At 43.9% G+C, this 18,695-nt stretch carries 16 protein-coding genes; 3 read left to right on the top strand and 13 right to left on the bottom strand.

Annotated features, from left to right (window positions below; genetic code table 11):
- Nucleotides 1–241 precede the first annotated feature (241 nt).
- The 9 genes from DXD11_RS00210 to DXD11_RS00170 all read right to left on the bottom strand — a co-directional run bounded on the left by DXD11_RS00210 (nt 242) and on the right by DXD11_RS00170 (nt 10,335).
- A complete protein-coding gene (locus DXD11_RS00210; RefSeq protein ID WP_118757539.1) occupies nt 242–1,183 on the bottom strand; it encodes an ROK family glucokinase in 942 nt (313 codons plus the stop codon).
- A 55-nt stretch (nt 1,184–1,238) separates the two neighbouring features.
- The gene (gene hprK / locus DXD11_RS00205) at nt 1,239–2,189 is read right to left on the bottom strand and encodes an HPr(Ser) kinase/phosphatase (RefSeq protein ID WP_015533291.1); all 951 of its coding nucleotides are present in this window, start codon (nt 2,187–2,189) and stop codon (nt 1,239–1,241) included.
- 152 nt (nt 2,190–2,341) lie between these two features.
- Complete coding sequence (locus tag DXD11_RS00200; RefSeq protein ID WP_118757538.1) at nt 2,342–3,736, bottom strand: hypothetical protein; 1,395 nt, start codon at nt 3,734–3,736, stop codon at nt 2,342–2,344.
- 2 nt (nt 3,737–3,738) lie between these two features.
- On the bottom strand, nt 3,739–5,298 hold the full coding sequence (locus DXD11_RS00195) for a hypothetical protein (protein ID WP_118757537.1): 1,560 nt from the start codon (nt 5,296–5,298) through the stop codon (nt 3,739–3,741).
- The gene (locus DXD11_RS00190; RefSeq protein WP_118757855.1) at nt 5,288–5,860 is read right to left on the bottom strand and encodes an RNA polymerase sigma factor; all 573 of its coding nucleotides are present in this window, start codon (nt 5,858–5,860) and stop codon (nt 5,288–5,290) included. The genes DXD11_RS00195 and DXD11_RS00190 overlap by 11 nt, the downstream gene beginning before the upstream one ends.
- 179 nt (nt 5,861–6,039) lie before the next feature.
- The gene (locus DXD11_RS00185) at nt 6,040–6,858 is read right to left on the bottom strand and encodes a YesL family protein (RefSeq protein ID WP_118757536.1); all 819 of its coding nucleotides are present in this window, start codon (nt 6,856–6,858) and stop codon (nt 6,040–6,042) included.
- 115 nt (nt 6,859–6,973) lie between these two features.
- Entirely contained in the window at nt 6,974–7,834 is an 861-nt protein-coding gene (locus DXD11_RS00180; protein WP_117548555.1) for a carbohydrate ABC transporter permease, read from the bottom strand.
- Nucleotides 7,835–7,844: 10 nt separating this feature from the next.
- Complete coding sequence (locus DXD11_RS00175; protein WP_117548554.1) at nt 7,845–8,786, bottom strand: carbohydrate ABC transporter permease; 942 nt, start codon at nt 8,784–8,786, stop codon at nt 7,845–7,847.
- A gap of 115 nt (nt 8,787–8,901) precedes the next feature.
- Entirely contained in the window at nt 8,902–10,335 is a 1,434-nt protein-coding gene (locus DXD11_RS00170) for an ABC transporter substrate-binding protein (RefSeq protein WP_117548553.1), read from the bottom strand.
- A gap of 558 nt (nt 10,336–10,893) precedes the next feature.
- Here DXD11_RS00170 and DXD11_RS00165 point away from each other — a divergent pair.
- Nucleotides 10,894–11,781 carry a hypothetical protein gene (locus tag DXD11_RS00165; RefSeq protein WP_022216609.1) on the top strand — a complete coding sequence of 296 codons (888 nt, stop codon included), beginning with the start codon at nt 10,894–10,896 and terminating at the stop codon, nt 11,779–11,781.
- Nucleotides 11,782–11,863: 82 nt separating this feature from the next.
- On the opposite strand, the gene DXD11_RS00160 is transcribed toward DXD11_RS00165, so the two are convergent.
- On the bottom strand, nt 11,864–13,489 hold the full coding sequence (locus DXD11_RS00160) for an ABC-F family ATP-binding cassette domain-containing protein (RefSeq protein WP_117548552.1): 1,626 nt from the start codon (nt 13,487–13,489) through the stop codon (nt 11,864–11,866).
- A gap of 181 nt (nt 13,490–13,670) precedes the next feature.
- Nucleotides 13,671–13,853 carry a hypothetical protein gene (locus tag DXD11_RS00155; protein WP_015533298.1) on the bottom strand — a complete coding sequence of 61 codons (183 nt, stop codon included), beginning with the start codon at nt 13,851–13,853 and terminating at the stop codon, nt 13,671–13,673.
- Nucleotides 13,854–14,038: 185 nt separating this feature from the next.
- On the opposite strand from DXD11_RS00155, the gene DXD11_RS00150 reads away from it, so the two are divergent.
- Together DXD11_RS00150 and DXD11_RS00145 are read left to right on the top strand one after the other, a co-directional pair.
- Nucleotides 14,039–15,325: an HlyC/CorC family transporter gene (locus DXD11_RS00150; protein WP_330410571.1), complete on the top strand. Its 1,287-nt coding sequence runs from the start codon at nt 14,039–14,041 to the stop codon at nt 15,323–15,325.
- Between the two features lie 484 nt (nt 15,326–15,809).
- Nucleotides 15,810–16,511: a DUF1836 domain-containing protein gene (locus DXD11_RS00145; RefSeq protein ID WP_118757535.1), complete on the top strand. Its 702-nt coding sequence runs from the start codon at nt 15,810–15,812 to the stop codon at nt 16,509–16,511.
- A 113-nt stretch (nt 16,512–16,624) separates the two neighbouring features.
- Here DXD11_RS00145 and DXD11_RS00140 read toward each other — a convergent pair whose 3' ends face one another.
- Together DXD11_RS00140 and DXD11_RS00135 are read right to left on the bottom strand one after the other, a co-directional pair.
- Nucleotides 16,625–16,954 (bottom strand): YerC/YecD family TrpR-related protein, encoded by a 330-nt coding sequence (locus DXD11_RS00140; RefSeq protein ID WP_015533300.1) that lies wholly within the window; start codon nt 16,952–16,954, stop codon nt 16,625–16,627.
- Between the two features lie 67 nt (nt 16,955–17,021).
- Complete coding sequence (locus DXD11_RS00135; RefSeq protein ID WP_117548549.1) at nt 17,022–18,521, bottom strand: alpha-amylase; 1,500 nt, start codon at nt 18,519–18,521, stop codon at nt 17,022–17,024.
- Nucleotides 18,522–18,695 lie beyond the last annotated feature (174 nt).

The raw sequence follows: 18,695 nt of genomic DNA, 5'->3' as shown, positions 1-18,695 counted from the left end.
TTTAAAACAAAAGTAAAAGCACCCCCTGTCACAGAAAACTGCTTTTTTCTTAACATACACAATAAAAGTCTTTAATATATTGGATTTTACGGCACTATTCATCACCATTAAATTCATCATACATTAAAGACTTTTATAATTCAATATTAAAATTTAATATAAATTTACCATCTTTCGCAAAACCTTTGGATATTTTCACAAATTCTACTGGTAAATTTTACCGAAATTACATTCAGGTCAATTACCTTCCAAGCATGCTGCATGCACTTCCATAAATACCTGCATCATTGCCAAGCTGTGCAAGTGCGAACTTTGTCTGTCTGCATGCATGGAATGCATAATGCTCGAAATACTTCTTTACTGAATCTGTAAGTATGGAGCCCGCCTTTGACACGCCTCCACCGATTACAAATATCTCAGGATCAACTACACATGCTATCTGTGCAAGAGCACGACCCAGGATACGTGCCTGTGTATCAACTATCTCAAGTGCAAGCTCGTCTCCTGCCTTTGCTGCGTCAAATACATCCTTTGCAGTAACAGCCTCGAGCTCACGGAGAGTTGACTTCTTATCTGAAGCTGCCATAGCTCTGCCCGCAAGTCTTACCACGCCTGTTGCAGATGTGTACTGCTCCAGACATCCCTTGTTTCCGCATCCACATGTCTCAGTCTCTGAATCGTCAACACATATATGTCCGATCTCACCGCCGGCACCATTCACGCCGAACAGCATCTTGCCGTTGAGTATGATTCCGCCGCCAACACCTGTTCCAAGTGTTACCATTACCAGATTACTGTGGCCCTTGCCACCGCCCTGCCACATCTCTCCGAGCGCAGCGACATTTGCGTCATTTCCAGCCTTTACGGGATATCCGACCAGCTTCTCCAGCTCGTCCTCAACATTCAGTATTCCCCATCCGAGGTTTACACACTTGAGAACCGTTCCATCCTCCTTGACAGGTCCCGGAACTCCGATTCCAACGCCCTCAACATCTTCCTTTGCAAGCTTCTTATTGTCTATAACTTCCTTTATAGAAGCAGCAATGTCCGGAAGAACATTCTTTCCACCGTCCTCTGTGCGGGTCTTGATCTCCCACTTGTCGAGCAGTTCGCCCTCAACGGTAAAAAGTCCCATCTTTACTGTAGTTCCTCCAACATCAACTCCAAATACATACTTAGCCATGTCTTTTCTCCTTCCACATCTCCGCTTTTATTGTAATATCACGGCCGGCAGTCATCTACTGCTTGTCTCCACCGCCGTTGCCCTTCATAATATTCTGTGTAACTCTGTTGTAAAGCTCCTGAGCTGCATTGTATCCCATCTTCTTCTGTCTGTGGTTTACAGCCGCCGACTCAACTATGATCGCGATATTTCTTCCCGGTCTGATTGGTATGTTGTGACTTACCACCTTATTTCCCAGGAACTCCATATAATTGTCCTCAAGTCCGAGTCTGTCGTATTCTGTATCTTTGCTCCACTCCTCCAGGTTGATGACAAGATCGATATTCTGATCTATCTTAACGCACTCAACACCAAACAGTGATTTCACATCTATTATTCCAATTCCTCTGAGCTCAATAAAATGCCTCGTTATGTCAGGAGCTCTTCCTACAAGAGTCGCATCGCTGACCTTCTTGATCTCAACCACATCGTCCGCAACAAGTCTGTGTCCTCTCTTCAGAAGCTCCAGCGCCGCCTCCGACTTACCGATTCCGCTCTCACCCATGATCAGTACGCCCTCGCCGTATACATCGACAAGAACCGCATGCACCGATATTCTTGGAGCCAGCTCCACATGCAGCCATCTGTCCACCTCATGTACAAATGCAGATGTGACCGCATCGGATGTGAGTACCGGAACCCCGTGCTTCTTCGCCATCTCTATGATAAATGGATATGGCTCAAGACCTCGGCAGAATATAAGGCATGGCGGCTTGTATGAGAAGAACTCATCCATAATGCGCTTGTTTTCCTCCTCAGTATGCATAGCTGCCACATAGGCATGCTCAACATTACCACAAATCTGTATTCTTCCTGCATCAAAGTGCTCGAAGAATCCACCAAACTGTACTGCCGGTCTGTTCATACCCGGATCCTGGATAAGTATCTTATCCGTATCAATCTCCGGAGTATGGTTCTTGAGATCCATCTTCTCTATAAGCTGTGTAACCGTAACACTGTAAACCATATAAACCCTCTGCAACACCGAAACCGATGTTTTTCCTTTCCTAATATAGTCAATATGACTTATTTTATCGCAATTAATTATACTTATGTACGCTCTCTGTTGTCAAGCAGACATGCACAATTACACAGCCAAATATGCAACTCATTTGCGGTCTATTTATTCAGGAATCTCTCCTCATCCTGAACCATGCTGACCTCACTTCCATCCCTCGCATCTATCAGTACAAGCTGTATCGGGTAAGTGTCGGAATGATCCGAATCCAACTGTGCAAATGAGTACACAGGTATAGCCTCATACTCGCCGTCCCCTGTCTTTATCCTGAAATATGTGAGTCTCACATCGTTGAACTCCACCGAATTATATCCGGTATAATCCGCAAAGTGGCTCTCCATGACTCCCTTGAGGCTTGTCACCGCAGAATCCCAGGTGATCAGTGTCCCTGCATCCTGAATATCCCCCGCGGACTTCATCGGCCAGGTGCATGTAAATCCCGTAAGTTTCTCTCCTGTAAATGCGATACTGTATGTGGACTGCTCCGTGTAGTAGTATTTCTCTGCAGAAAACGAACCACTGTCCTCCGCCTTCTTCTGGTTTGAGATGGTGTCTATGCCAAATGCATCCGGCTGATATAGCGGCTGTCCATTCACGGACGCCTGAAATGTCACAGAGTATCCATCCTTCTCATATCCTACAACCTCTCCATACTCATCACTATATTGACGGTAAAGCTCCGACTGCGATGTTGGAACCACATCCTTAAAGCCCCATTTGTCCATGTAGTCCAGTGCTTTTACCATTCCGGCATCCTCGTCCATGCCACTCATATTGGTTTCATCATTCTGAACATCCGACGGATTACCTTCATTTGCAGTTATTAAGTCTGCGGGATCCCATGAAGTATACTCTGTGAATGTCGCACCCTTGTCCGCCATATCTTCAGGGACAGGATCCGTCACCGCAAGCTGGATAGAAAATCCCTCATCTGATATCCACGACAGATCATAAAAATACAGTATGTATTCAACTCCATCTATCTTCCCAATAAAATAATCCTTGCTATAATCCACATCGGCACCCTTATGAGCGAACAGTTCATCTCTCTGCTCCTGTGTCACACTGTCCTTCATATCATATGGATACTCGAAAACTCCATCCTCCTCGTCAAATATGCTTTTGAGTATCGTCTCCCTGTCTTCAGCTCCTATGCTGCCCATGGTGAACTTCTTCGTATACATCTTATCGGCATCCGGAGTCTTGATCTCCGACGCTTTGATGCTTGCAGACTCCAAAGTTCCGCAATTTTCAACAGGAATATCAACATTTACACTGGTCGGAATGCTGAGTGTTCTGGCAAGTCCGCCCACACTGTCATCATAATCTGCATCCTTCTCGGTGTCCCCGGACGTGTCCGTTCCGCTGCTGTATTCCTTGATATCATCGCCCTCTATGACCGCCGTGTTTGCTTCCTTTTTCTTATCCGCGCAGCCACCGCACGCCATCGCAAGGCAAACCAAAGCTGCACATATCATCCATCTTCTCTTCCTCATATTTACTCTCCTTCACCAAGATATATTGTCATATACTCATAATAACCTGCCATTGAACTGCTCGGACTTACCTGCATGTAACAATCCTCAAGCTCACTCTCGTCAACAAGGAAATACACCGTCAGCAAATGTTCTTCGCCATCCCTCTTCAGGCAGCAGTAGCCATCCACGCTCTTTTCAGCAATCTCTGTGCCGTCATCTACTACATACGCAGGTACTCCATATGTCATCCGTCTTCCATAACTCGCACGAGGCTCACCATCTCCGCAATAATAATTCGTGTCAACCGGTGGCGCCAGCTTGTCCCCCGAGAGTTTTTCTCCCCTCTCAAGATCTATAACTATATCGTCATACGGATATGCTCTGTAGTCCGCTTTATATGTGATATCCACCGCAACCATCCGCAAGCTGCTGTTATTATAATCTCCCCAGCTTGTAAAGCTGTTATCTGTCGCTTCGTTCATCCTCCGACATCTGACATCCACAAAGTTTCCGTCCGTATCCACCAGACCTTTCTCCTCGAGATCTCCCACAACACAGAGCATATCCGCAGGATCTATTCCCTGGGTGTCATCGTATACGTTCACACTGTTTACCGTCATCTCTACGCCATCCACAACAAACAACTCGTCCAATCCTATAAATGTGTACTTGTCATCCACCTGGATCGTATCAACATTATCCGGATTGTCATCATAAAATGTTGAGTCAACTCCGACCCAATTAGATGGATCATCACCCTCAGCATCCTTGACATTTATTCCGGTCACGATCTTGTCCAGTTCCTCATCCGTTATATCGCAGCCGATATACACAGTCAGAATAACGGACTCTTCTTTTATCGGAACGTACAGCACTCTATCAAATCCCCAATCAACTCCTCCCCTCTCAAACATCAGGTACTCATAACTTCCCGCCTGTCTGACTGTGGCATCCTCGATGCTTCGGTTTATCACAGTATTCGACTGTCCATTCCACTGGGTTGCCGCTATGGATATTCCCATATATCCTTCCCTGTCCGGGCTGTCATACTTACATTCCTCGACCTGAACCACGCCTTCCGGCAGATAATCAAGAGTGATCTCCACGTATCTTTTGCCAGAATTTATCATGTATGAATTACCATCGCTTCCTTTCATTATGCTCTTTGTTCCATTTTCTTCCTCCTCCGCCATTCTCTTTTTCATCGCGTCCAGAGTCTCCGTGCTCTCGGTGTCATCTGCAGCTGTGGCAACACCATCGTCATTGAGCTCTATCGTTCCACTTGCATAACCACCATTCTTCTCGATCGTAAATCTATACACGCTGACCGCAGCATGGATCGATACCGGTATAAGGATCACACCACACAGCAGCAGTGCTGCAACCTTGATAAATCTCTCCATTCCTCCATGTCTTTTCCTGAGGCCTGTCGATCTGCCGGACTCCTCCATATCTCTCATTCCGGCGAGCAGACTTTCCTTTTTAGCTTTGTATTCTGCCGAAAATTCATGTTCAGACAGCTTGTCCATATTATCCGTATTGTCCGTGTTATCAACATTCTCCATATTCCTATTCTCCATCCAGCATCATCTCCTTCATCAGCAGTTTTCGCGCTCTCTTTACCGCCCGCTCATATTTCTTCCGGACCGCAGCCTCTGTCAGCCGCATCAGATCAGCCGTCTCTCTTACACTGAGCTGCCGCACTATCCTTAGCTGGAGCACCAGGGCATCATCATCAGATAATCTACCAAGTATGCCTGTTATCAACTGCCTGTTCTCCACCTCATCAGCCATATTGCTCTTCACCGATGGATCGGCATGACTCCACAGGATGTTGTCTGCAAGTTCCGCGGAATCGTCATCCCCCTGCAGACTGCACACAGCCTCTTTATCTCTTTTATTTTTCCTGTACATATCAACAGCGATATTTCTTGCAGTCTTGGTTATGTACGCCGACCTCTTCTCCTCCGGCATCCTTTTTATCATGTCCCTGTATCTTATGACTTTCAGAAATGTCTCCTGTACAGCCTCCTCCGCCTGCCATATATCTCCCAATACGGCATACGACAGCCTGTATAACTTCTGTTCGTACTTGTCATAATATTCTGCTATCAATTCGCTGTCTTTCTTATCATTATGCATAATTTCCCTATCCTTTTTCATGTGTTCCCCGCCATAAACACCCCTTGATATTCTGTCTTTTTTGAACGTTCACTATATATAACGATTACATTATCATAAATGTGACACTTTTTCATAAAAAAAGAGGTTAAAGATTTCTCTTTAACCTCTTTTATGGGAAATATCACTATCTTCATGCTTCATGCCTGTTCCGAATCCAAGTCTTCTTTATTCCCTGTATCCTCTTTATCCTTTTCTTCAGCTTCAGCCTCGGCTTCTAACAGTTTCGCAGCAGCTTCAGCCTCCTCCTTTGCCTTCTTTGCCTCTTCCTCGGCTTTTCGGGCGGTTTCCTCCAGTTTCTTCTCGTTGAGTCTGAATATCTTCCTCATCGTCGTACTGGTTCCGTATGCAATCGCACCAAATATGAATAAAACCCACAGGTACCATATATTCACAAATATAATAGGGTATCTCACGCATATAAATATAGGTGCAAACCATGCGATAAATACTTTTAACCATGATCCCTTATATGTGATAGCCAAAGCCAGTGAGTTTCTCACCGTGGTTCCCAGCTTATTGTTGTATCTGGCTATCAACGGGAACAAAAACGGAACAATAAGTCCCATAAATATAAGTTCTGTCACAAGAATTCCTGTGTAGAATGTAGATATGAATCCCGTCACTCTCTTGACAAGCAGGAATTCAAAATACATTACAAATATCGCAAGCAGAATAAAGAAATACGCTATGGTCGACTGTTTAAAGCTTCTCTTAAACTCATGGATAAATCCGGCGACAACCGTCTCTTCCTCATCCTCCTGCAGTCTTATACACATAGCATAAAGAGCTGACAGCGATGCCCCCACTGTAAATATAGGTATACAGCCAACTACAAAGCACACATTAAGTGCAAATATAGTTCCAAACGCATCCATTGCCCGTCTCAGAAGTGGTTCTTTCTCTTTTCCCCTGTCATTCTCTCTGCTCTCTTCCCTGTTGTTTGATATCTCGCTCATTCAAAATGTCCTCTTCGCTTATTGTCTCGTTAGAAAAAAAAATAATATAATGCGGGTATCGATCAACCCGAGAGTCATCGATACCTACATTATATTTAATTGATTACAATATATATTACTCCTTTACACCACCAAGTGCAACACCTGCAATAATATACTTAGAAAGGAAGAAGTACATTACGAGAATTGGAAGAACTGTTGTGAAAAGTCCACAATAGATCTGACCCCAATCTCTTGACTTATCATTTGCCTTTAACGCCTGAACGTACATTGGCATTGTCTGCTTCTTTCTCTCTGTAGCAAGTATGATAGAAGGTGTATACAGGTTATTCCATGATGCAACGAATCCGAAGATTGCCTGAGTTGCCATAGCCGGCTTCAGAAGAGGAAGTACGATCGTGTTGAACGTATGAATTTCTCCTGATCCATCAATTCTGGCAGCCTCTACGATCTCTGTCGAGAGACCTGTCTCCATGTACTGCTTCATAAAGTAAACAGTTGTTGGTGCTGCGATCGCTGGAATGATCATTGCAAGATATGAACCATAAATATGTGTGAGGTTACATACCTTGATAAAACCTACGATAGATACCTGCTGAGGAATCATCATGATAGCATATATGAAGCCCCATGCAAACTTCTTTGCCTTGAAATTGTAAACTGTAACTGCGTAAGCTGTCAGAGAACCGAAGTAGATCTGAAGAGCTGTTGCAGGTACTGTGATAATCAATGAATTGAGCATAGCCTGAAGTACGTTTACTCCACTCGTCTTAGCACTACCCTCTAAAAGTCCCTTGAAGTTAGTGATGAACTGTGATCCAGGAACAAGCTTTATTCCTGTAAGAATATCACTGGACTTAAGTGTTGAGTTTATTACCAAAATATAAAACGGTATGATTGACAGGAAACAAAGTATGATACAAATGACATATCTAAAAACTCTCGTTCCTGTTGCTTTTGATTCTGTCTGATCCAACTTTGTTCACCTACTTTCCTTGTTTTGCTGTTTTCTCTGATGTCAGCTTATAGAACAGTAAGCTTATTATCAATGTGAATGCGAAAAGCATTACTGAGTAAGCTGCAGCTTTACCATAATCCTGTGTAGGACCTGCACTTACATACTTCTTGATAAGCATAACTACTGTTGTTGTAGAATTGACATCTGATCCACCTACTCTTACAACTGGGTTACCTTCGTTGAACAGCTGTGGAATATCGTACATCTGCAGACCACCGATAGCTGATGTTACGAGTGTGTACTGTAAGATCGGCTTGAGCAGTGGAAGTGTTATTTTGAAGAACTGCTGCTTTGATGTAGCACCATCAACACTGGCTGCCTCGTAAAGTGATGGATTGATACCGAGAATACCTGCACAAAGGACAATCATTGTATTACCATACCACATCCAGAACTGGATGAAAGCAATGATTATAAGTGATGCCCAGCCGTGATTCAGGATACCACCATCATCACACCATCCCCAACTTCTGAACAGGCTCGTGATAGGTCCCTGAACCTCGAACATACTGTAGAAGAGAACGGCGATTGTAGCTGCTGTAATGATGTTAGGCATGTACATGATTACCTTGAATGCACCCTGACCCTTTAACTTAACCTTGATGTCTGTGAACCAGGCAGCAAGAACAAGTGCGAGAAGGATCTGAGGGATGAAGTTTACTATCCACAGAACAACTGTTATAGCAAGTGCCTGCCAGAACTCACTTCCGGTCTTTGCAAACACATAATTGGTAAAGTTACCGAGTCCTACGCTTGTTGTCACATATCTACCATTCTTAGCTGAGTAGACAAGTGAATTGTAGAACGTATAGATAAGTGGATACAGCTGAAAGATAAGGAAAACAAGGAAGAACGGAATGAGGAACATCAAACCATACTTGCCGTATTCAACTGTCTTGTTCTTTTTCATAGTGTGATACGCCCCCCTTAAAATATTGGTCTATAGTACACACGCACCAGCAACTTTCATTACTGATGCGTGCATTTTGTTACTTTATAGTTTTATCCTTTATTTTAGGGATAGATTACTTTGAGATACCAAGCTCTGAAGCACACTTGTCCTCGATGTACTTAACAGCATCATCAACTGATGTGTATGTACCTGAGTTGTAAGCTGTAGCTGCCTCATCGATGAATCCCTTGATTGAAGCGTCATTGTATGTTACGTTGCTGAGGTTGATTCCCTCTGCTGCTGCTGCCCATACCTCGATTGGGTTCTGTCCGCCAAGGAATTTCTGAGCTGCATTGTCGCTTGAAAGCTCACCATTGATAAGTCTCTCGTTAGCTGCCTTGTTGTTTACACAGTCACCTGTCTTGTTTGTGATCTCAACACCAACATCTGGATCACATGTTAACTCGTAAAGAAGGAATGCACAAAGCTCTGGGTTTGGTGTATCCTTACCAACCATTACGTATGTACCGCCCCAGTGGTATGATGTAGGGCCTGTAACAGCTCCCCAGTTACCATCTACAGCGCCGTTACCCTGCATTGAACCGATGAACCAAGGACATCCGAAGTAGCAGAATACCTTTGAATCATTTGTCATATCAGCAGCCCATGATGAATCCCAAAGGGCTGTGTTGTTTGAATATCCACCATCATAGATCTTCTTACCTGTCTCAAGGTACTCTGTAACTGCACCATCAAGTGTAAGCTTCTCTGATGAACCGTCATCTGTTACCCAAGGCTGTGACTGAGTATCCCAGATAGCGTACTTAACATCTGAAGGACCAGATACGATCTTGTATCCAGCATCCTTTAACTTGTCTGCTGTCTCGAAGAACTTGTCCCAATCAGCAAGAGCTGCCTGAACTGTCTCAGGATCATCTGATCCAAGAACTTCCTTAGCAATGTCTCTTCTGTAGAATACAGAACCTGCTGTAGCCTGCCATGTAACGCACTTAAGCTGTCCATCTTTTGTTCCATACTGCTTAGCGAAGTCGTATGAATTAGCCATAACATCATCTGTAAATCCAAGATCTGTAAGGTTTGCTGTTGCGTCTGTCTCTGACCAGTACTTAGCTACATCGTTATCAGCTGGGATAAGTGAAGGATACTTGTCTCCACTTTTAAGAGCTGTGTCGATAGCTGTCTTGTACTCATCTGATGTTCCACCAACACCAAGTGTTACGAACTCAACATAATCCTTGTACTCTGGGAACTTGTCAAGAACGACGTTCATCTTCTTTGAGAAATCCTCATCCCATGAGTAAGCGTAGATCTTCTTGCTGTCATCCCAGCCATCTGTGCTAGGTGCTGCAATTGCTCCTGTTGCTGAAGCGTCTGCCTCTGTTGCCTCTGTAGCATCATCTGATGCTGCGTCTGTTGCCTCTGTTGCCTCTGTCTTAGCCTCTGTCTTAGCCTCTGTTGTAGCATCATCATTTCCGCCACATGCAACGAGTGATAATCCCATTGCCATAGCTAATGAAAGTGCTAACGCCTTTTTGATTTTTCTCACAAAAAAACCCTCCTTTTAAATATGTGTGCTATTCCAATGTTATGCTCTAAAATCGCCTTATCGAGCATATCCGGAATGCCGTGTCATGCTTTTCCATGACCTCTGTTGTGATTTTATTGACAACGTCCTTGTCAACATAGGCTTATTATAGGGCATATTATCTAATTTGGCAACCCCTTTTTTGAGCTTTTTTATCTTTTTTGCACATTTGCCTTTTTTTAAGCTAAAAAAATAACTAATTAAACTTTATCTATAAGGCGTGTATTTTATCATTTTTGTCAAATAGTCTATTTTTCGTACATTCCATGCGCCTTTCCGGCTAATATGGCAACTGTACTTTATATATATAAAACAGCTTATTTACAGGGTTTTCTTTTAGTCATTATGTATAGTGCATGCAAAACCGGTCTGTTTTATTGTGCAATTTTAAATTTTAGACTTTTTTCACTATTGGAGGGGTTCTGTTCTCCTCTTCTATATGTTAGTATACTATTATTAAATATATTTGACGCGGAAGACCGGACGCCCTCCGGCTCTTTTCGTGCAGAGGAGTTTTGAATGAGCAAAAAAGATAATACACAGGAAGAGGTGCTGGAAAGCACACAGAAGGATGCCCCGGATGACATTTTGATCCAGCCAAGGGGTGTCAAGCGTGAGGTGGCCGACGGTTTCTCAGATCCTAGATCTGCAGCGCCCAAAGCGGACCTTGCGACCGAAAACAGTCTTGAACTTCACGCCATGACGAGATCAGAGCGCCGCAGATACAGACGGGCGCAAAAAAAGGCTGAGACAGCGGACATGACACGCTCACAGCGTTTTCATTATTTTATAGACTGCAACAAATGGAAGATCATAGGAATACTGATGATCGTAGTGTCACTGGCCTGGATCTCACTGGCGGTATATTCCAATACCCGGCCGACGGTATTTGCATATGCGGTGGTCAACAGTCCTGATCCATGGAGCGTGGACACATCCGTTATAGACGACTATAAGAGCTACTATAATTATAAAGACTCGGACAAGATTAAATATATGCAGAACCTGCATTACGATCCGACTACATTTGACGCTGACTACGATGCAAATGGAACGGAATACTCTTCCTTCCCGCTGCTGTGCGAGGACAATGTATATGATGTGCTGATATCCGACAAGGCCGGAGTTGAGTGCTGCAGTTGGATAAATCTGATACATCCGCTTGATACATATGATGGCACTCTCAAAACTCTCTTCGAGGGAGAGCTCAAGGATCGTGTAGTAACGGCGCAGGATTCCGCAAATCACACTTCCGCATACGCAATAAACATCAGCGGAACGGATTTTGCCAACCGCATGAACCTGGGATACAACGATGTGTATCTCTCATTCCCGGGCAACAGCGAGGAGAATGTTGACCACATTATCAAGCTGTTGAATTACATTTTTGATCTTGGTATAGAATAAGAAAAAATGGCTGTGACATATTGTTGTGTCACAGCCATTTTTTCTGTCATGATCTGTATTCAGGTGATCATATATCAATATATCAGTCCTCAGAATCCATATTCATAACCTGTCTCTTTCTTGCAAGCTCGTCATTAGCAAGATACTCATCATATGTAGTCTGCTTGTCTATGAGACCGGTGTTTGTTATCTCTATAATTCTATTGGCTGTTGTCTGTACAAACTGGTGATCCTGTGAGGAGAACAATACGACTCCAGGGAACTTGATAAGTCCGTTGTTGAGCGCTGTGATCGACTCCATATCCAGATGGTTTGTAGGCTCATCAAGAATCAGGGTGTTTGACCCCATGATCATCAGCTTGGACAGAAGACATCTTACCTTCTCTCCTCCAGAGAGGACTTTGACCTTCTTAACTCCATCCTCACCTGCAAAGAGCATTCTTCCAAGGAAACCTCTTACATATGTGGCATCCTTCTCATCTGAATACTGAGTGAGCCAGTCTACTATCACAAGGTCGTTGTCGAACTCCTTGGTGTTGTCCTTAGGGAAATATCCCTGTGAAGTTGTAACACCCCACTTGTAACTTCCCTCATCAGGCTCCTCCTCGCCTGCAAGTATCTTAAAGAGCATGGTTGTTGACTTTGTATTTGGTCCTACAAATGCTATCTTGTCGTCATGTCCAACTGTGAATGAGATATCATCTAGAAGCTTCTCACCGTCAACTGTCTTAGAAATATGTGACACGGTAAGCACTTCATTTCCGATCTCTCTCTTAGGTCTGAAATCGATATATGGGTACTTTCTGCTCGATGGCTTAATATCATCCAGTTCGATCTTCTCAAGAGCACGCTTACGTGATGTCGCCTGCTTGGACTTTGAAGCATTTGCCGAGAATCTCTGAATGAACTCCTGAAGCTCCTTGATCTTCTCTTCCTTCTTCTTATTCGCTTCCTTCATCTGCTTGATCATCAGCTGGCTCGACTCATACCAGAAATCATAGTTTCCTGCGTAGAGCTGGATCTTGCTGTAATCTATATCTGCTATATGTGTACATACCTTGTTAAGAAAATATCTGTCATGTGATACAACGATGACTGTGTTCTCAAAGTTGATGAGGAACTCCTCAAGCCATGCAATAGCATCCATATCAAGGTGGTTAGTAGGCTCATCTAGAAGAAGCACATCTGGATTGCCGAAAAGAGCCTGTGCAAGAAGTACCTTGACCTTGAGTCCGCCGTCCAGATCCTTCATCAGGCTGTAGTGATACTCTGTGCCTACACCAAGGCCATTCAAAAGTGTTGAGGCATCTGACTCAGCCTCCCAGCCGTTCATCTCAGCAAATTCAGCCTCAAGCTCTGCAGCCTTGACTCCATCCTCGTCTGAGAAGTCCTCCTTCATATATATAGCATCTTTTTCCTTCATTATCTCATACAGACGCTTGTTACCCATGATTACTGTGTCAAGCACCTGGTACTCATCGTATTTGTAGTGATCCTGCTGGAGAACTGAAAGTCTCTCTCCATCATTCATGGTCACATCACCCTTTGACGGCTCTATCTCTCCTGACAGGATCTTCAGGAAAGTTGACTTGCCGGCACCATTTGCACCGATCAGTCCATAACAGTTACCCTCTGTAAATTTGATATTTACATCCTCAAATAAAGCCTTCTTACCAAATCTCAATGTTACGTTATTCGCACTAATCATCGACGTATATACCTTTCACTATTTACTCTGTCTGCACACGCAAACGCCTCCATTTTCAGTGATTAAGTATATCAATACATGTCAGATGTGTCAACTTTACTTTATGTACAGAGCGGCGCTTTTCCTGCCCCGCTCCACTCTTCCATTCTGATATCATTTACCAGAAATTTCCGGCTGCCAGCTAGAGATTCTTGACTATAGGATCATACAGATCAAGCTCACAGTACTCTGTGTCTGTAAAATGATCGCAGTTAAGACAACTCTTACCCGTCACATCGTTTGAAAGACCCTTACAAGAACACTTCTTCTCATACGCACTGCATCTCTCTGCAACTTCTTTGTAGGTTTCTGTTGAACTTCTCATGATGTTCTCTCCTTTTTGCTATGCATTTTTCTGCTGCCTTATTATTGTGTGTCTTTTTCTGCTTTTTATTCCCCATTTCATTCTTCGCTGATTCTTTGCCACATCAAGGTACGGATTCTTGACAATATGCTATATATTAAGTACAATCAGAATTAAAAATTTTTTAAATGATTGGAGATGAAATCTTGGACGCAGGTTCCATAATAAACATTATCATTCTGGTGGTGCTGATCGCACTGTCCGCATTCTTTTCTTCAGCTGAAACAGCACTCACAACGGTGAGTAAATTCTCGCTCAGGTCTCTTGCAGACAACGGCAACAAGCGAGCCTCACGGGTTCTCAAGGTCACAGAGAATTCAAGCAAGCTGATAAGCACTATTCTTATAGGAAATAACATTGTCAACATATCAGCATCTTCTCTCACGACCACATTCGTAACAAAGGCATTTGGAAGCTCTGCTGTCGGTATTGCAACCGGAGCCCTGACACTGATCGTTCTCCTCTTCGGAGAAATCACGCCAAAGACCCTGGCTCAGCGTTATAACCTGAAGATATCGCTGTTATACATTGACATAATCCAGTTCCTTATGATAGTGCTCACACCTGTGATATTCATAGTGAATAAGATCGCTGATTTTATATTCTGGATCATAAGGCTCGACAAGGACGGCGGGAACCAGAAGATGACCGAGGATGAACTCATAAGCATGGTGAACGTCAGTGAGGAGGAAGGCGTCATCGAGGACAAAGAGAAGGAAATGATAACCAATGTGGTGGACTTCGGAGATTCCATTGCAAGGGATGTCATGATTCCAAGAGCAGATATGACCATCGCCTCTGTTGATATGGCTTATGATGATCTGCTGAAGCTCTACATGGAAGTACCGTATACGAGAATTCCTGTATATGAGGACTCCAGAGATAACGTGATCGGTATCCTTCATGTTAAGGATCTCTTCTTCTACAAGGCAACCCATGATATCAATAATTTCAGCGTTCGCAACATCATGAGAAAGCCACTGTATGTATATGAATATCAGAAGACCAATGATCTTCTGCACTCCATGAAGTCGGATTCCAATACCATGGCCATCGTGCTCGATGAGTACGGAATCTGCATAGGACTTATTACCATTGAGGATCTCATTGAGGAAATCATCGGAGACATCAAGGATGAGTACGACACGGAGGAACACAACAACATCATCAAGGTTGACGACACCCACTACAACGTCGATGGCTCCATCAAGCTGGATGATCTGAATGATGCACTGAATCTAAAGATAGAATCAGAGGACTACGACTCCCTCGGCGGTTACATAACCGAGCTGCTGGATCACATTCCAGCCAAGGGCGAGTCCGTCACCGACATCTCATGCATCTACAAGGTACTTGAGATGGACAAAAAGCGAGTCGCCAGAGTGCTTATCACGCTGGCTCCGCAGGAGCCAGGCGACGCCGATGGTGAGTAAGTCAGCGCCGGGTGGCGGGGTTATGCGCAAACAGACATTTTCGTTGAAAAAGATACAATTTTGTGATATTTCTCGAAGGAATTTACGAAAAGCACACAGGCTTGCGAAAGCTTGTGTGCTTTTCTCTTTTTTCGGCTCAAAAAGATACAATCGTCAAGCTTGCAGCCAGCTAGCGTCCTGAGCATTCTCTTTCCTCTTGATTTTTTAACAAATTAATACGTTTTATAGTAAAACAACCTTGTAATGTAGTTTTGAATACTATATAATATGTCGTGTTGATTCAAAATCAACTGTTTATATGCGGTATTACACACTGCATAAACAACACATACTGCACAAAACAGCACATGCTGCGTAAACAATGCATACTGCATACACAGCACGTACAACTGTTGGAATATGTCAATTTGTGAACGGTATTTATGAACAGCATTTTCGCACAGCAGTTCCTGTGCGTGCTCCAACTAATATAAGAGGTGTCTATATGGATAAAAAGACAAATATTAAAGACATAATATCAATGGCCGGTGGCCTTGATTATATAAACCCTAAGGATATTCCTTCCATTGACCTGTACATGGATCAGTTGACCACCTTCATGGAGGATCAGCTTGGAAAGAACAGGCGCAATGACGAGGACAAGGTGATGACCAAGACCATGATCAACAACTACACGAAGAACAATCTTCTGCCATCGCCTAACAAGAAGAGATATTCTAAGCAGCACCTTATACTGCTCATTTATATATACTACCTGAAGAACATGCTCAGCATCAACGATATACAGACTCTGCTTGAGCCTCTTATAGATGGTTATTTTGATTCCAACAAGGACGGAAAGGATATTTCTGATATATACGCCCACTTGTATGAGCATCTATCCCAGCATTACGGTGACATCATCAAGGATATCGTGAGAACAGCCAACAAGGCTGATGCCATGTACGATCCTGAGAAGGACTCCTATCTCCACGATCTCAGCATGATCTCACTTCTCTCAGTTGATATATATGCCAAGAAGAAATATGTGGAGCATCTGGTAGACAAGCTCAGACAGGAATCTGAGGAAGATGCCAAGGCGAAGGCTAAAGCCCAGGCACAGAAAGCCAGAGAGCAGGTAGCAGCCAAAGCCGCAAAGGCTAAGCAGCCACAGGCAAACGCCGCAGCCGAGGGCAAGAAAAAATAGTCAGCTTACGCACAACCAACAAGTATTGCGACCAGATTTCACAGGACTCCAGCCTGTAACACAAAATAAAACCCCTGAACGATTACATTTTATCGTTCAGGGGTTTTGTCTGACTACTTGTCGGTTTTCTCGTTGCTCTGCTTGTCATTCTGCTGGAAGCTCTTCATTCTTGAAAATACAAGCTCATATCCGTCCTTGCCATAATTCAGGGATCTGTTGACCCTGCTTATCGTGGCTGTGGACGCTCCGGTCTTCTCCGCAACCTCCAGATATGTGTTGTCTTCCTTCAGCATCTTGGCCACTGCAAAACGCTGTGCTATAGATAACAGTTCATTCACCGTGCATACATCCTCAAAGAAATTAAAGCACTCCTCTTCTGTCTCCAATGTAAGTATTGCCTCAAACAGATCCTGTACTGCCTCTGTATGTACTGTTTTTCCCATGTCTAAGCTCCTTTTTGACTTTCACGACTTTAGCGTGATAAAGTAATATATACTATATACCACTTTCTTATAATTTGCAATCTTTTTTGATCCAGACTGAAAGGCCTCTTCTGTTGACATAGAACTCGCCACAGCCCTCGTCATCTATCTTGATGTCATACTTGGCATTACCCATGACATCTGCAAAATGTGCTCCCGCAAACTGTCTGCCCACATACATTCTCTTGGTGCCGCCCATTCCATCGGACATGACAACCGCAAGTCCTGAATCCTTGTGCTCCTCGTCGCCCTCTCTGGTCCATCCAACAACCTCGCTGTGATCAAAGTAGTCGTGCTGAGTTCCGTATGCATATTTCTTTCTGAGCTTGAGCAGCTTATTCAGTATCGTCTTCTTCGACTTTACCTTAACCTGTGGTATTCCCGCATAGTCGCCGATATACAGGCACGGATAGCCCTGCTCTCTGAGCAGTATGACCGCATACGCCAGAGGCTTGAACCAATCCTCAACGTACGATTCCAGAACTCCTCCGACCTGGGATTCGTGGTTATCTACAAATGTAACAGCCTTCTCCGGATTGCTCATCATAAGTGAACCCTTAAGCAGATCTGCCATGTTATACTCTCCATCTGCCACAGATGCATCGTGGAAATTGAAGTGCAATGGCACATCGAACATGGATGCCTCATTGTCTGTGGCCTTGATATAGCCATTCAGATATTCTGTATTCCAGTGCCAGAAATCACCGACAGCAAATATGTCCTTATGTACATATTCCGGAGCCTCATCTGTGCCCTTCTTCTTAGCGGCTACAGGGACATCAGATGTCGCTTCAATAAAATCCTTCACAAACCATGCAGGGATAGCCTCCGCCTCCTGGAATCTGAATCCGTCCACATCAGTGGTCTTCTCGTACCACTGAGCCCACGCCATGAGCTCGTCATACACTTCCTGATTGTAGAAATCAATCTCGCTTCCAATTATATAGTCATACTTGGAATATTCCTTGTCCGCCTCGTCATAATCCTTGCCCTCAAGAGCGCACACACGCTTCTTGAATTCTTCCTGCTTCCAGTCTATTCCCGCAAAATGCTTCCAGTTCCACTTGAACTTGGAATACTTTGACTTTCTTCCAGGGAATGTAAACTTTGAAAGTGCTCCCACAGTCTTCTTATTGCCGATCATCTGTGGAATATCTTTGGTGTTGAAGTCGGCTGCTGTAACCTTCTCTATCCTGTCAGCGCCGAGCTTCTGTCTGACCGCAATGTCCGCATAGACATTTATCCCCTGATCCTTCATAGCCTTTATAGCAGCTATATACTCATCCTTAGTTCCGTATCTGGTTCCAACTGAACCCTTCTGATCAAACTCTCCCAGATCATACAGATCGTACGGAGCATACCCCATATCTTCTTTGCCCTGTGCTCCCTTTGTAGCAGGCGGAAACCATACAGCCGTAGCCCCCATCTTCTTCAGAACCGCAGCGTCCTCTGCTGCCTTTTTCCATAAATCCTGGCTGTCGGTCGTATTCGCTGTAAAATACTGTACCAAAAGTCCGTTATCCTTCATCTCAATACCTCCGTTATTGGCTTTTAATCACCCTTATAAGTCATTATATCAAATCTGAATATATGAGTAAAGACCGACAAATAACAAAAAACATGCCCGCAGACTCCCCTTACCGGAGTGCCTGCAGGCATACCAAAGACACTATGTACTGTAACGTATATATCTCGGATCACA

Source organism: Coprococcus sp. TF11-13 (assembly GCF_003481085.1).
In the GTDB taxonomy this organism is placed as follows: Bacteria; Bacillota; Clostridia; order Lachnospirales; family Lachnospiraceae; genus Coprococcus; species Coprococcus aceti.
The sequence above is the reverse complement of the archived record's forward strand: the minus strand, read 5'-3'. Positions and strand labels throughout refer to the sequence as shown.

What these genes read in the sequence shown, in the direction of transcription:
- DXD11_RS00210 (WP_118757539.1), bottom strand. Translation starts at nt 1,183, where the DNA reads ATGGCTAAGTATGTATTTGGAGTTGATGTTGGAGGAACTACAGTAAAG.
- hprK (WP_015533291.1), bottom strand. Translation starts at nt 2,189, where the DNA reads ATGGTTTACAGTGTTACGGTTACACAGCTTATAGAGAAGATGGATCTC.
- DXD11_RS00200 (WP_118757538.1), bottom strand. Translation starts at nt 3,736, where the DNA reads ATGAGGAAGAGAAGATGGATGATATGTGCAGCTTTGGTTTGCCTTGCG.
- DXD11_RS00195 (WP_118757537.1), bottom strand. Translation starts at nt 5,298, where the DNA reads ATGGAGAATAGGAATATGGAGAATGTTGATAACACGGACAATACGGAT.
- DXD11_RS00190 (WP_118757855.1), bottom strand. Translation starts at nt 5,860, where the DNA reads ATGCATAATGATAAGAAAGACAGCGAATTGATAGCAGAATATTATGAC.
- DXD11_RS00185 (WP_118757536.1), bottom strand. Translation starts at nt 6,858, where the DNA reads ATGAGCGAGATATCAAACAACAGGGAAGAGAGCAGAGAGAATGACAGG.
- DXD11_RS00175 (WP_117548554.1), bottom strand. Translation starts at nt 8,786, where the DNA reads ATGAAAAAGAACAAGACAGTTGAATACGGCAAGTATGGTTTGATGTTC.
- DXD11_RS00165 (WP_022216609.1), top strand. Translation starts at nt 10,894, where the DNA reads ATGAGCAAAAAAGATAATACACAGGAAGAGGTGCTGGAAAGCACACAG.
- DXD11_RS00160 (WP_117548552.1), bottom strand. Translation starts at nt 13,489, where the DNA reads ATGATTAGTGCGAATAACGTAACATTGAGATTTGGTAAGAAGGCTTTA.
- DXD11_RS00155 (WP_015533298.1), bottom strand. Translation starts at nt 13,853, where the DNA reads ATGAGAAGTTCAACAGAAACCTACAAAGAAGTTGCAGAGAGATGCAGT.
- DXD11_RS00145 (WP_118757535.1), top strand. Translation starts at nt 15,810, where the DNA reads ATGGATAAAAAGACAAATATTAAAGACATAATATCAATGGCCGGTGGC.
- DXD11_RS00140 (WP_015533300.1), bottom strand. Translation starts at nt 16,954, where the DNA reads ATGGGAAAAACAGTACATACAGAGGCAGTACAGGATCTGTTTGAGGCA.
- DXD11_RS00135 (WP_117548549.1), bottom strand. Translation starts at nt 18,521, where the DNA reads ATGAAGGATAACGGACTTTTGGTACAGTATTTTACAGCGAATACGACC.